The sequence below is a fragment of the Catellatospora chokoriensis genome (assembly GCF_011297315.1).
GTDB classification, from domain to species: domain Bacteria; phylum Actinomycetota; class Actinomycetes; order Mycobacteriales; family Micromonosporaceae; genus Catellatospora; species Catellatospora citrea.
Genome location: NZ_JAAOTI010000034.1, coordinates 88,226 through 101,919, shown reverse-complemented (window position 1 = coordinate 101,919; position 13,694 = coordinate 88,226). Strand labels below are relative to the sequence as shown.

Here is a 13,694-nt window from a genome sequence, read left to right as displayed (position 1 = left end):
CCGGTAACCAGCTCAACGGCAACAACCTGACCGGCGCCCTGGCCAACGCCCCGATCTCGGGCGCGTGGTTCCCGGCCCAGTTCGCCGAACTGATGGCCAACGCCTACCCGCCGCTCTCCTGACCGGCTAGCACGAAGGAAGGGCACCTTCACAACGCTCCGCGTTGTAGAAGGTGCCCTTCTTAATCCTCTGTGGCAGTTGGCCCGCGGCTGCGAGCAGTGCCGGGGTCAGCGGCCCGATCCGGGCAGCTGGTGGCCGCCGCCCTGGCCGCCACCGCGGCCCGGCCGGCCGTCGCCGGAATCGCCGCCGCCGTTACCGCCGCCGTCCGAGCCGTTGTCGCCGCCGGAGCCGTTGTCGTTTCCGTTGTCGCCGTTGTTGTTGTCGTCGCCGCGGCCCGGACGGTCGTCGCCGTTGTCGTGGGAGTTGTCCCCGTCGTGGGACTCGTCCCGGGGCTCGTCCGACTTTGTGGGCTCCGGGTCGGGCTGGGCCGAGAACGCCGATTCGCGCAGCGGGGCCGGGAAGTCCTTGGCCTCGAGGCCCTGCGAACCGGTCGCCAGCGTCGCCGCGACGGCCCGGTACACCTTCGACAGCACCGCCGCGCCGACCGCGTCGGTGGGCGTGTCCGGGTTCGCCGCGATGGCGGCCGCGGCCAGCTGCGGCGTGTACGCCACGAACGACTCGGTCATGTTGTCGGTCGAGCTGCCCGTCTTGCCGGCCACCGCGCGCCCGCCGAGCAGCCCCGACACCGCCGTGGCGGTGCCGCCGTCGCAGCGGCCGAACGCCCCGGACTGCCCGACCGGGCAGCGGGCCGCATCGGTGGCCGCCCGCGCCACCTCCGCGCTGATCGCCGGCGCGCACGAGGTGTTCGCCACGTCCAGCTGCCGGCCGGCGCCGTCGGTGACCGCGGCCACCGGCAGCGGCGAGCAGTACACGCCGTCGGCGGCCAGCGTCGCGTACGCGTTGGCCAGGTCCAGTGGGGTGGTCAGCGAGACCCCCAGCACGAACGAGCCCCAGCCGGCCGCGTCGGAGGCCGCGTGCGAGGCGTTGTCCGGGTGCCGGAACCTCACGCCCAGCCGCTGCGCCATCTCGATCGTCTTGTCCGCGCCGACCTGCTGCTCCAGCCAGACGAAGTACGTGTTCACCGACCGGCCGAAGCCGGTCCACATGTCGCGCTCGCCGTCCATGTACGCCGGGTTGGCGTTGCGGGGGCACCAGAACCCGTCGCAGCTGGCCGGGCCGGGCGCCTCAGGCCAGGCCGTGACGAGCTTGCTGGGCGCGTCGAACCGGGTGTCCAGCGTCTTGCCCGCCTCCAGGGCGGCCAGCATCGTGAACATCTTGAACGTCGAACCGGCCTGGTAACCGTGGATGCCGTTGCCCCCGGCCACGAGCTGGTTCATCGTGTTGCCCGCGCCGGGCGCGGCGCTGTAGTAGCGGTTGACCGCGAGCGCGAGCACCTTGCCGGTGCCGGGCTCGACCACGGCCATCGGCAGGGCGCGCTTGTCGGTGTACCCGTACACCTTGGCCACCTGGGCCTGCGCCGCATTCTGCAGCTTCGGGTCGAGCGTGGTGACGATGCGGTAGCCGCCCTGGCGCAGCGCCTGCTCGCGGTCCTCCGCGGTGTCGCCGAACGTGTCCTGGTCGCGCCACCAGCTGCGGAAGTAGTCGCAGAAGAAGCCCCAGCCGGCCCGCGACGCGGTGCAGTCGTTGGGACTGGAGCCCTTCTTGATCACCGGTGCGCTCGCCTTGGCCGCGTCGGCCTGCGCCGCGGTGATCGCGCCGGTGCCGGTCATCGCGGTGAGCACGTAGTCGCGGCGGGCCAGAGCGCGCTCGATGCCGCCGTTGAGCGGGCTGTCCGCCTCGGGCGACTGGAGCAGCCCGGCCAGCAGCGACGCCTCGCTCAGGCTCAGCTGCGCGGGGTCCTTGGAGAAGTACGTGTGCGAGGCGGCGTAGATGCCGTACGCGCCGGAGCCGAAGTACGCGATGTTCAGGTAGCGCTCGAGGATCTGCGCCTTGCTCAGCTCCTTCTCCACCGCCAGCGCGTACCGGGCCTCGCGGATCTTGCGGGCGGGGGTCTGCTCGGTCGCCTCGGCGCGCTGCTCGGTCGACAGCGAGGGGTCGCTCTTGAGCACGTTGCGCACGTACTGCATGGTCAGCGTGGACGCGCCCTGCGAGACGCCGCCGCTGGCCCCGTTGGCGACCACGGCGCGCAGCACGCCCTTGAGGTCCACCCCGTGGTGGGAGTAGAAGCGGGCGTCCTCGGCGGCGACGACGGCCTGCGGGACGACCGGGGCGACCTCGGCCAGCGTCACGTCGCGGCGGTTCTCGTCGTAGAAGGTGGTGACGACGGTGTGGCCGTCGTTGGCGTACAGGTAGCTGGCCTGCGCCGTGGTGGGGTGCTTGAGCACCTCGGGGAGCGTGTCGTAAGCGGGGGCCGACTTCTCCACGGCCCAGTTGGCCAGCGCGGCGGCGGGCATCGCTCCGGCGGCGACCACGGCTCCCGCGACGACGGCGAGCAGCGTGAGTCGGGTCATCCGGTTGAGCGGCATCGCGGCACCTTCGGGGGAGAGGAGCGGGATGCTCAAGACTGCACGGAGTTCCCCGTTGTGCCAGGATTTGTGGCGTGCATCTCATCTGAAATGGGCATATGTCGACCGGCTACACGGTCTTCCTGTTGATGCACCTGTTTGAGGTGACCCGGAAAACAGCGTGGCGCTGGGAGAAATATCGTTGCGATGCGTATAGTTGAACCGTCACGTAAACAGCTTCGACCAACCGGAAGGCACTGACATGACCACGCTCAGCACCCGCACCTGGAACGGCCTGACCATCCCGACGCCGGGCACCTACGCCATCGACCCCGCGCACACGCGTGTCGGCTTCGTCGTCAAGCACATGGTGGTCAGCAAGGTGCGCGGCTCGTTCAAGGACGTGGCCGGCGAGATCGTGATCGCCGAGGACCCGCTGGCCTCGTCGGTGAACGCCGTCGTGCAGACCGCGAGCATCGACACCGGTGTCGCCGACCGCGACAACCACCTGCGCACCGGCGACTTCCTCGAGGTCGAGAAGTTCCCGGAGCTCACCTTCCGCAGCACCGGCCTGCGGGCCAAGTCGGGCGAGGACTTCACCCTCGTCGGTGAGCTCACCATCAAGGACGTCACCAAGACGGTGGAGCTCGCGCTCGAGTTCGGTGGTGTGAACAAGAACCCGTGGGGCCAGGAGATCATCGGCTTCACCGCCACCACGGAGATCGACCGCGAGGACTACAACATCACCTGGAACCAGGCGCTGGAGACCGGCGGCGTGCTGGTGGGCAAGTCCCTCAAGATCGAGATCGAGGGCGAAGCCACCCGTCAGGCCTGAGCCCACTCGGGCTCCGCGCGGCCGCGACCGGAGGTCCGTAGACGCCCCGCCCCGGTGGTGCTTGGGGGAGCACTCTGGGACCTGCGGGAGGCGTCCGGCCGGTCGCGGCCGCAACCCGCCGGGGGCACACGTGGCCGCGTGTGGCGCCCGGCGATCGGGGAACCCGCTGCCTTCTCTCCTCGGGGCGGCGGGTTCCCCGACACCTGTCCGAGGCCATGCTGGTCGCAGCGACGACGGCCCGGCTCAGCTGCCCGGTCGGACCGCGCAGGCGTCGCAGATGCCAGGGTAGATTCGGCTGCATGACCGCATTTCGGATCGGTGAAGCCGCGGAACTGCTCGGCGTCAGCGCGGACACGGTGCGGCGGCTGGTCGACTCGGGCCGGCTGCGGGCGCACCGCGACGAGCACGACCACCGCATGGTGGCCGGGGCCGACCTGGCGGCGTACGCCCGCAGCCAGGCCGACGATCCCGACGGCCGCGCCGACCGCTCCTCGGCCCGCAACCGGATGCGCGGCATCGTCACCGCCATCGTCAAGGACACGGTGATGGCCCAGGTCGACATCCAGGCGGGCCCCTTCCGGGTGGTGTCGCTGATGAGCCGCGAAGCCGTCGAGGAACTCGGCCTCGACGTGGGCAGCGTCGCCGTCGCCGTCATCAAGTCCACCACCGTGGTGGTCGAACGTGACTGACCCGCGGACCGCGGTCGGCACGGGGCCGACGGTCGGCGGCTGGCCCGCGGAGCGGGCGCTGCTGTCCGCGCACCTGGTCGTCGAGCGGCCGGGATTCCGGCTCGACCTGGCGCTGTCCCTCGCCGCCGGCGAGGTCGTGGCGCTGCTGGGGCCGAACGGCGCGGGCAAGACCACGGCCCTGCGCGCGCTGGCCGGGCTGCTGCCGCTGCACGCCGGGCGGCTCCGGCTGGGCGAGGAGGTCCTCGACGACCCCGCCGCCGGGATCTTCATCCCGCCCGAGCGCCGCCGCGTCGGCGTGGTGTTCCAGGACTACCTGCTGTTCCCGCACCTGTCCGCGCTCGACAACGTCGCCTTCGGCCCGCAGGCGCGGGGTGCGTCGCGCCGGGTCGCGCGCGCCGAGGCGGCCCGCTGGCTGGCCCGCGTCGAGCTGACCGCGCTGGCCCGGCAGCGGCCCCGGCAGCTCTCGGGCGGGCAGGCGCAGCGGGTGGCGCTGGCCCGGGCCATGGCGGTGAGCCCGGACCTGCTGCTGCTCGACGAGCCGCTGGCCGCCCTGGACGCCCGCACCCGGATGGAGACCCGGGCGCGGCTGCACCATGATCTGCGCGCCCATGAGGGCGCGACGCTGCTGGTCACCCACGATCCGCTGGACGCGCTGGTGCTGGCCGACCGGCTCGTGATCGTGGAGGACGGCCGGATCGTGCAGGAGGGCGACGCCGCGAGCGTCACCGCGCGACCGCGCACCGAATACGTGGCCCGGCTGGTCGGCCTGAACCTGTATCGCGGCCGGGCCGACGGGCACACCGTCACCCTGCCCAGCGGGTTCGCCATGGTCGCCGACGACCAGGTGCACGGCGACGCGTTCCTGGCCTTCCCGCCGTCGTCGGTCGCGCTGCATCCGCAGCAGCCCGCGGGCAGCCCGCGCAACACCTGGGCGGCCACCGTCGTCGGCGTGCTGCCGCACGGCGATCACCTGCGGGTGGAGCTGGACGGCCCGATCCGCGCCGCCGCCGAGATCACCCCAGCGGCCGCCGCCCAGCTCGGACTGCTGCCCGGCACCGAGGTCTGGGCCGCCGTGAAGGCCACCGAGACCCGCGCGTACCCGTACTGACCCCGGACCCTCTTCGGCAGGCGTTAGGAAGGGCACCTTCCGCTACCTATAGCGATGTGAAGGTGCCCTTCCTTTCACAGGTGGGCGAGGTAGGTCGGGGCGGGGTGGTGGGTGATGGAGGTGATCACGCCGGCGTTGCGGACGTCCTGCTCGATGAGGGCGAAGGCGGCATCCTCAGGGACGGTCAGGGTGCGCAGTGGAGTGCGCATGGACACCTTCGCCTCGGATTTCGCGCGGCGCACCGCCTCGATGGCGGCCGTCGCGGCGGCCAGTGGCGCCGGATCGCCTGCCATGGCGTCCAGCTTGGACGGGGTGGGCCAGGCGGCGCGGTGGATCGAGCCGGGCTGCCACCACGACCAGGCCTCCTCGGTCACGAACGGGAGCACCGGCGCGAGCAGCCGCAGCAGCACCGACAGCGCGGTGCGCAGGGCGAGCCGGGCCGAGTCCGCGGCGGCCGGGCCGTGCTGGCCGTAGGCGCGCAGCTTCACCAGCTCCAGGTAGTCGTCGCAGAACAGCCAGAAGAAGCGCTCGGCGGCGTCCAGGGCCCGGCTCTGGTCGTACTGGTCCAGCGCCGCGGTCGCCTCGGCGATCACCGGCTGGAGCGCGGCCAGCAGGGCACGGTCCAGCGGCTCGGTCACGTCGGCGTCCGGCCCGGGTTCGCCGAGGCCCAGCACGAAGCGCGTCGCGTTGAGGATCTTCATGGCGAGCCGCCGGCCCACCCGCATCTGGCCGGTGTCGAAGGCGGTGTCGGCGCCCGGCCGGGCCGCCGCGGCCCAGTAGCGCACCGCGTCGGAGCCGTGCTCGGCCAGCAGGCCCGACGGGGTCACCACGTTGCCCACCGACTTCGACATCTTCTTGCGGTCCGGGTCGAGGATCCAGCCCGCGATCGCCGCGGTGCGCCAGGGCAGCGCGTCGTGCTCGGTGTGCCCGCGCAGCACTGTCGCGAACAGCCAGGTGCGGATGATCTCGTGCGACTGCGGGCGCAGGTCCATCGGGAACACCCGGGCGAACAGATCGTCGTCGAACCCCCAGCCGCCCGCGATCTGCGGCGTCAGCGAGGAGGTGGCCCAGGTGTCCATCACGTCGGGGTCGGCGGTGAACCCGCCCGGACGGCCGCGCTGGTCCTCGGCGTACCCGGGCGGGGTGTCCGAGCTGGGGTCGACCGGCAGCGCGTGCTCGGCGGGCGTGATGGGCCGGTCGTGGTCGGGCACGCCGTCGGCGTCCAGCGGGTACCACACCGGGATCGGCACGCCGAAGAAGCGCTGGCGGCTGATCAGCCAGTCCCCGGCCAGCCCGTTCACCCAGTGCTCGTAGCGGGTGCGCATGTGCGCGGGCTGCCAGGACAGCTCCCGGCCGCGCTCGCGCAGCCGCTCGCGCAGCGCCTCGTCGCGCCCGCCGTTGCGGATGTACCACTGCCGGGTCGACACGATCTCCAGCGGCTTGTCGCCGCGCTCGTAGAACTTCACCGGGTGCGTGATCGGCTCCGGGTCGCCCAGCAGCTCGCCACGCTCGCGCAGCAACGCCGTGATGCGCTCGCGCCCGGTGTGCACGGTGACCCCGGCCAGGCCGGCGTAGGCCGCCCGGCCGTTGGTGGACAGGCCGTCCGGGGCGTCGGGCAGGAAACGGCCGTCGAAGCCGAGCAAGGGCCGGGTGGGCAGGTCCAGCTCGCGCCACCAGATCACGTCGGTGATGTCGCCGAACGTGCACACCATCGCGATGCCGGTGCCCTTGGCCGGGTCGGCCAGCCGGTGCGCCAGCACCGGCACCCGCGCGCCGAACAGCGGCGTGCGCACCGTGCCGCCGAACAGCGCCCGGTATCGCTCGTCGTCCGGATGCGCCACCAACGCCACGCAGGCGGGCAGCAGCTCCGGACGCGTCGTGGCCACCGTGATCGGTGCGGCGCCGGCCGCGTCGGGGTGGAAGACCAATCGGTGGTACGCCCCCGGGCGGTCCCGGTCCTCCAGTTCGGCCTGTGCCACCGCGGTGCGGAACGTGGTGTCCCACAGCGTCGGCGCCTGCGCCGGATAGGCGTCCCCCCGGGCCAGCGCCCGCAGGAAGGCGCGCTGCGACACGGCGCGGGCCCGCGCGCCGATCGTGGTGTAGAGCAGCGACCAGTCCACGGACAGGCCCACCAGCCGCCACACCCGCTCGAACGCCTCCTCGTCGCGGGCGGTCAGCCGCTCGCACAGCTCGATGAAGTTGCGCCGCGACACCGGCAGCTGGTTCTTGCCGGGCTTGTCGGGCGGCGTGAACCCGGGGTCGTACGGCAGCGACGGGTCGCAGCGCACCCCGTAGAACTGCTGCACCCGGCGCTCGGTGGGCAGCCCGTTGTCGTCCCAGCCCATCGGGTAGAACACCGCCCGGCCGCGCATGCGCTGGTATCGGGCGATCATGTCCGTCTGGCTGTACGAGAACACGTGCCCCACGTGCAGCTCGCCGCTGGCGGTCGGGGGCGGGGTGTCGATGGCGAACACGCGCTCGCGTGGCGCGTCTCGGTCGAAGCGGTACACGCGCTCGGATTCCCAGCGCTGCGCCCACTTGTCGGGCAGACCGTCGATGGTCGGCTTGTCCGGAAGGCTCATGACCTCACCTCGGTGGGGAAAGGCGCCCGAACGCGAGAGAGGTGGGGTGACCGCCACGCGCCCTGGGGCGCGGCGATCGAAGAGACTACGCGCGGCCCGAGTCGGCTACGCGTACGACGAACGACGTGAAGAGCGTGTGGGTCATGGCTCCTCCTCCGACGTCGTTCGCTGCGTCGATGATAGCCGGTCGCCCGGTTCCGCGTCGCGCCCGTTCGGCGCCGGTGGCCGCCGCTGTATCCTGGTTCTCTTGTGACCACCTCTGACCTGGCCGACGCCCTCGGCGGCGACCGCCACATGACGCGCATCACCACGTTCTACCCCCGTCGCGGCCGGGTGAGCGGGCGGCACGAGGACGCGTTGACCAGGCTGTGGCCTGCCTACGGCGTCGACATCGCGCGGCCGTACCCGCCGCTGGACACCGCGGCCCTGTTCGGCCGCCAGGCCCCGCTGGTGCTGGAGATCGGCTCCGGCATGGGCGACGCCACGGTCGCCATGGCCGCCGCCGACCCCGGCCGCGACTACCTGGCCGTCGAGGTCTTCCCGCCCGGCCTGGGCAACCTGCTGGCCGTCGTCGAGGAGCGCGGCCTGGCCAACGTCCGGGTCGCCCAGGGCGACGCGCTGCACCTGCTGCGGCACATGCTCGCGCCGGACAGCCTGGACGCGGTGCACGTCTACTTCCCCGACCCGTGGCCCAAGGCGCGCCACCACAAGCGGCGGCTGATCCAGCCGGACAACGTCGCGCTGCTGCGCTCGCGGCTGGCCGTGGGCGGTGTGCTGCACTGCGCCACCGACTGGGCCGACTACGCCGGGCAGATGGCCGAGGTGCTCGACGCCGCGGACGGCCTGGCCAACCTGCACGACGGTTTCGCCCCCCGCCCGGCGCACCGCCCGGTCACCAAGTTCGAGCAGCGCGGCATCGCCGCCGGTCGCCAGATCTTCGACCTGCTCTACCGCCGCACCGCCTGACCCACGCCCGCCCAGCTGCGCCGCGCCCTGTCGCGCCCTTTCACTGGAGGTAATTTTCGTCGTCGAGTTGTTACTCGTAGGTTATCGACGACATCGACATATTCTCATTAATGTGTGGCCACCAGATCCTCTTACCCCGGGAGGCCTCGAATGGTGGCTACCGCCACACCCCTGCTGCGCCGTGCCGCGGCGTTCGCGGGCGGCGTCGCGCTGACCCTCGGCGCGCTGCTGTCCGTGCCCACCGCCGCGCAGGCGAGCACCGACTACGGTCCGGCGGCCTGGGTGCCTGCCAGCACCAGCAACTACACCGACGCCAGCCGCGAGTCCGACTACAACATCAACTACGTGGTCATCCACACCGTCCAGGGTTCGTACACCAGCGCCATCAACTGGTTCCAGAACCCGGCCGCGCAGGTCAGCGCCCACTACGTGGTGTCCAAGGGCGGCGCGGTCACCCAGATGGTGCGCGAGGCCGACGTGGCCTGGCACGCGGGCAACTGGACCTACAACACGCAGTCCATCGGCATCGAGCACGAGGGCTTCGTGGAGCAGGACGGCTGGTACACCGAAGCGATGTACCAGGCCTCGGCGGCCATCGTGCGCAGCGTGACCAGCAAGTACGGCATCCCGCGGGACCGCGCCCACATCATCGGCCACAACGAGGTCCCGGGCGCGACCCACACCGACCCGGGTTCCCGCTGGAACTGGTCGTACTTCATGCAGCTGGTCAACGGCACGACCCCGCCGCCGTCGTGGACGTCGACCGTGGACAACACCACCGCGGGCCGGTTCACCGCCTCGGCCAACTGGGGCACCTCGACGTACTCGGCGCAGCGCTACGGCACGGACTACCGGTTCGCCAACCCGGAGGCGATCTCGGACGCCGCCTGGTACAAGTTCGACATCCCCGCCACGGCAAGCTACCGGGTCGAGGTCTGGTGTCCGGCCAACACGGGCTACAACGCGACCACGCCGTACGTCATCGCCACCACCGGCGGCAATCAGACGGTCCACGTCAACCAGCAGGGCAGCGGGGGAGTCTGGGTGAACCTGGGCACCTTCAGCCTCGCCGCCGGCGACTACAACGCCGTCGGCGTGAGCCGCTGGAGCGGCGGAGCCGGCTACGTCATCGCCGACGCGGTGAAGCTCACCCGGGTCTGATCCCGCACCGCAGACCGCAGCCGTGCCCGCGCCGCCCCGGTGGCGCGGGCACGGCCGCGTGCGCGTCCGCCACGTTGCGCGGGTGCGGATCATCCTGCGGCCTGCTAGGCTCCTGCGCATGTACAGCTGAGCGTGATCCCCACGCCCGCGCCGTCCGACGTGCGCGGCGAGCGTGCCGCGCCGGCCCACGGGCCCGCGCCGTCTGATCCGTCTTTCCCACGCCCCTGCCCGTTCCGGCAGGTGTCGGCGTGCCCGCATCCGTAGGAGACATTCATGCGTGAAGATCACAGCTCGGAGAACCCCGCCGCGGACGAGACCGCGGAAGAGGTCGAGCAGCAGCCCATGAACCGCGCCGAGCGCCGCGCCAAGGGCAAGAAGACCCAGCAGCAGGCGTACGGCAAGCAGGCGGTCACGCCCAAGTCGAGCCAGGGCCACGGCCCGCGGCTGTGGGCCAACCGCCGCGCCGGCTGAACCGCGGTTCGCCGTCCACCGTCACCGTCCGCCGATCCCGGCCGCACCCGCGGTCAGGGGTCGGCGGATCTTCTTTGTCGGTGCCCCTGCCTACACTCCCGCGGCATGACGATGCAGACCATTGTGGACCGTCTCGCCGGGGCGGGTGGCGGATGTCCGGCCTGGTGACCTACACCGAACTGCTCGACCGGGTGGAGCGCCTGGCCGGCGGTGGAGAGTTCGACGCGGCCGCGTCGGCGCTGGTGGCGCTGCGGCGCTCGGGCGGCGCGGCGGGCGTGGACGGGATGCGGCCGTTGCTGGAGCTGGCGGCGGGGATGCCGCCGGCACGGCTCACGGCGCTGCTGCGGGCGCTGCTGCGGCACCGGAGCACCGACCGGGGCTGGCACGTCGACAGCGTGATCGGCGCGCTGTGCCCGCTGCTGCCCGACGAGCTGCCCCCGGACCTGGTCGCCGAGCTGCTCACGTTCGCCGAGGACAGCTCGTACGACATACCGGTGATGACGCTGGCCAAGCTGGTCGCGCTGCACCTGCGGCACGCCCCGCTGCCGCCCGCGGTGCTGGCGACCATGGAACGGCGCAAGCGGGAGAGCCTGTGGCTGCGGGAGCTGGCCGCCACGGCGGCGGCGCGGTCGTCCCGGTGACCGAGCCGACGGTCGGTCGCGGCGATCCGCCGGGACGGCGCGCCACTCCAGCGGCGATCAGGGGCGGGCCGCGGGGGACCGCCGCCGGTCGGTGCACACCGGCGCCGCCATCACCGTCTGGTCGGCGCTGTACGCCAGCGTGACCGTGACGCAGTAGTCCCGGCGCGGGTCGAAGCCCGGCAGGGTCACCGTCTCCGTCCCGGCGGGCAGCGATTGCAGCGCGCGCATCGGCTGCCCCGCCGGGGCGGCCGACAGCACCACCGCCGCGGCCGCGCCGTCGGGGTAGGACCAGCTGATCCGCAGCCGGGTGCCCAGGTCGGCCACGGCCAGCCCGGTCACCGGCGGTGGCGCCGACGGGGCCGGGCTGCTCGGCGTGGCGGCGGGCGACGGCTCGGCCTGACCCGTGCCGCGTGCGCCGGCCAGGATGAACGTGCCCACCAGTGCCACGATCGCGACCACCGCCGCGACCACGGCCAGCGCAGCGGCCCCGCCCCCGCGCCGCCGCCGGGGCGGTGTCGTTCTCGGCGGTGCGAGCAGTCCCGGTGGAGGCGTCGTGGCGACCGGGTAGGCCGGGTCGACGGGCACATGGGGCCGGCCGGGCGCGAGGTACAGCGCGGGAATCGCCTGCGCCGGGCCGGTGCGTGCCGGGTCGGCGGGCGAGTGCGCACGATCCTGACCGGTGAAGCCCACCTCTCTGGCGGGCCCACCGAAGCGTTCGAAGATCTCGTCGTCGGGCCACTCGTCGGGCTCGGCGGTGCGCGGCGCGGGCTGGTGCGGGCCCGGGATGAGGTCCTCCGCGTGCGGGATCAGCACCGGCAGCACGCCCGGACCGGGGTCGTGGGCGCGCCCGGCTTCGTCGGCGGAGGGTGCGGTGCCGCAGCGGTGGTCGGTCTGCGCACGGGCCCGCACCGCCGCCTGCAGCAGCCGGTGCGCGTCGTCGTCCGCGGGCAGCGCGGCGGCCTGTTCCCGGGCCGTGGCCAGCAGGGCGTGCGCCTGGTCGAAGTCGCCGCAGTCGCGCCACATGCCGGCCAGCCGGATGGTCATCCGCAGGTTGACCGGGTGGCCGGGACCGTGCTGGGACAGGTGTGCCGCGAGCACCTCCGACAGCTGCCGGCGGCCGTCGGCGCAGCTGCCGCGCGCGTGCTCCACCCCCGCCGCGTCGGCGCGGGCGGACAGGGTGCGGTCGGCGTCGGGGCCGTCGGTCGCGGCCAGGTCGCGGATCAGGTCGCGGTAGAGGTCCGCCGCCCGGTCGAGCGCGCCGGTGCGGTGCAGGCAGACGGCCAGCACGCCGAGCGCGTGCAGGGTGCGCCGGTCCAGGTCGCCGTGCAGGGCCTGGGCTGCGGTGTGGGCGTACGCCGCCCAGCTGCGGGCCGCGTGCGGTTCGCCCAGGTGCAGCAGCACTCCGGCGTACAGCGCGGCGGTGTCCGCCTCGGCCGGGTCGGCGTGGCGCGGTTCCTGGGGGGCGAGCGCGAGCTGTTCGCGCAGCAGTTGCTGGGCAGCCGGGAAGTCGAGCCGGCTCACCAGCTCGCGGGCACGCGCCAGCCGTCCCCCCTCAGGCATGGGACCCATCGTGCCCGTCTACGCACGATCTGTAAAACCCCGCCGCCGTGCCCGCCATGATCGCTCGACTTGCCAGGCACCTGTGCGTATCTTGACCCCGCATTCGCCCACCTGCCAGGCAAGTCGAGCGATCATGGCGCGGTCGGCCGGGGCGGCGCGGGGACGGGGGCGGCGTTAGGGTGTGCCACTCGCGGTTGCGGGAGTGGGCGAAGGGTGCGGAGATGGCGCGGGACGTCGCGGGGCTGACGGTGGCGGTGACCGGGGCGGCCCGGGGGATCGGCATGGCGATCGCCGCGCGGTTGGCCGGGGCCGGTGCGAACGTCGTGCTCGGCGACCGTGATGTGCCCGCGCTGACGCGGACCGCCGCGGCGCTGCCCGGCAGCCTGCCGGTCGAGTTGGACGTCACCGACCAGGCGAGCATGGACGCGTTCCTGGACCGGGCCGAGGAGGCCTTCGGGCCGGTGGACGTGCTGGTGAACAACGCGGGCGTGATGTGGGTCGGGCCGTTCGCGCAGGAGCCGGCGCAGGCCGCGCGGCGGCAGTTCGACGTGAACGTGCACGGGGTGCGGCACGGGTTCCTGGCCGTCGCGCCGCGGATGCGGGCCCGGGGCCGCGGGCAGATCGTCACCATCGCCTCGGCGGCGAGCCGGATCAGCCCACCCGGCGAGGCCACCTACGCCGCGACCAAGCACGCGGTGTACGGCTACGCCGCCGCCGTCCGCCACGAGCTGCGCGGCACGGGTGTGCGGGTCAGCCTGGTCATGCCCGCGGTGGTGGAGACCGACCTGGCCGCCGGGACCAGTCACGGCGGCGTGCCGAGGCTGCGCCCGGAGACCGTCGCCGCGGCGGTGGAGCGGGTGATCAGGCGTCCCCGGTTCGAGGTGTTCGTGCCGGGCCGGCTGGACCCGCTGACCAGGTTGCTGGCGCTGCTGCCGCAGTCCGGCCGGGACCTGGCCTACCGGCTGCTGGTGCCGGACCAGGTGGCGCTCGGGGACGGCGCGGCCCGGGCGGCGTACCAGCGGGACGCGGGACTGTCCGAAGCGGACGGCCAATAGGGATTCCGGGTCTTGTGACCTAGGACACACGGACATTACCCTTCGGTAACCGCGTGCCCGCGCGGTGGTTCGTACCCCCTTATCCGCGTTTTCCGTACCCC

11 protein-coding genes are annotated in these 13,694 nt (G+C 73.1%); 8 read left to right on the top strand and 3 right to left on the bottom strand.

What is annotated here, in order from left to right:
• Nucleotides 1-227: 227 nt before the first annotated feature.
• Nucleotides 228-2,546 (bottom strand): transglycosylase domain-containing protein, encoded by a 2,319-nt coding sequence (locus HAV39_RS36105; protein ID WP_191843644.1) that lies wholly within the window; start codon nt 2,544-2,546, stop codon nt 228-230.
• Nucleotides 2,547-2,787: 241 nt separating this feature from the next.
• On the opposite strand from HAV39_RS36105, the gene HAV39_RS36100 reads away from it, so the two are divergent.
• From HAV39_RS36100 to HAV39_RS36090, 3 genes are all read left to right on the top strand, one after another.
• Nucleotides 2,788-3,360, top strand: a complete 573-nt coding sequence (locus tag HAV39_RS36100; RefSeq protein ID WP_120320005.1) for a YceI family protein — start codon at nt 2,788-2,790, stop codon at nt 3,358-3,360.
• A 299-nt stretch (nt 3,361-3,659) separates the two neighbouring features.
• Nucleotides 3,660-4,049 (top strand): TOBE domain-containing protein, encoded by a 390-nt coding sequence (locus tag HAV39_RS36095; protein ID WP_120320006.1) that lies wholly within the window; start codon nt 3,660-3,662, stop codon nt 4,047-4,049.
• Nucleotides 4,050-4,107: 58 nt separating this feature from the next.
• The gene (locus HAV39_RS36090) at nt 4,108-5,157 is read left to right on the top strand and encodes an ABC transporter ATP-binding protein (RefSeq protein ID WP_203736344.1); all 1,050 of its coding nucleotides are present in this window, start codon (nt 4,108-4,110) and stop codon (nt 5,155-5,157) included.
• Nucleotides 5,158-5,231: 74 nt separating this feature from the next.
• Here HAV39_RS36090 and valS read toward each other — a convergent pair whose 3' ends face one another.
• Nucleotides 5,232-7,739 carry a valine--tRNA ligase gene (gene valS, locus HAV39_RS36085; RefSeq protein ID WP_191843642.1) on the bottom strand — a complete coding sequence of 836 codons (2,508 nt, stop codon included), beginning with the start codon at nt 7,737-7,739 and terminating at the stop codon, nt 5,232-5,234.
• A gap of 294 nt (nt 7,740-8,033) precedes the next feature.
• On the opposite strand from valS, the gene trmB reads away from it, so the two are divergent.
• The 4 genes from trmB to HAV39_RS36065 all read left to right on the top strand — a co-directional run bounded on the left by trmB (nt 8,034) and on the right by HAV39_RS36065 (nt 10,978).
• Nucleotides 8,034-8,705: a tRNA (guanosine(46)-N7)-methyltransferase TrmB gene (gene trmB / locus HAV39_RS36080; protein ID WP_191843654.1), complete on the top strand. Its 672-nt coding sequence runs from the start codon at nt 8,034-8,036 to the stop codon at nt 8,703-8,705.
• 150 nt (nt 8,706-8,855) lie between these two features.
• The gene (locus HAV39_RS36075; protein WP_191843641.1) at nt 8,856-9,866 is read left to right on the top strand and encodes a golvesin C-terminal-like domain-containing protein; all 1,011 of its coding nucleotides are present in this window, start codon (nt 8,856-8,858) and stop codon (nt 9,864-9,866) included.
• Nucleotides 9,867-10,139: 273 nt separating this feature from the next.
• On the top strand, nt 10,140-10,337 hold the full coding sequence (locus HAV39_RS36070) for a hypothetical protein (protein WP_120320011.1): 198 nt from the start codon (nt 10,140-10,142) through the stop codon (nt 10,335-10,337).
• A 152-nt stretch (nt 10,338-10,489) separates the two neighbouring features.
• On the top strand, nt 10,490-10,978 hold the full coding sequence (locus HAV39_RS36065; protein ID WP_191843640.1) for a hypothetical protein: 489 nt from the start codon (nt 10,490-10,492) through the stop codon (nt 10,976-10,978).
• Between the two features lie 57 nt (nt 10,979-11,035).
• Here the strand turns inward: HAV39_RS36065 and HAV39_RS36060 are convergent, their stop codons facing one another.
• Nucleotides 11,036-12,538, bottom strand: a complete 1,503-nt coding sequence (locus HAV39_RS36060) for a tetratricopeptide repeat protein (protein WP_191843639.1) — start codon at nt 12,536-12,538, stop codon at nt 11,036-11,038.
• 221 nt (nt 12,539-12,759) lie between these two features.
• Between HAV39_RS36060 and HAV39_RS36055 the strand changes: the two genes are divergently transcribed.
• Nucleotides 12,760-13,593, top strand: coding sequence for an SDR family oxidoreductase (locus HAV39_RS36055; protein ID WP_191843638.1), 834 nt, complete (start codon nt 12,760-12,762; stop codon nt 13,591-13,593).
• Nucleotides 13,594-13,694 lie beyond the last annotated feature (101 nt).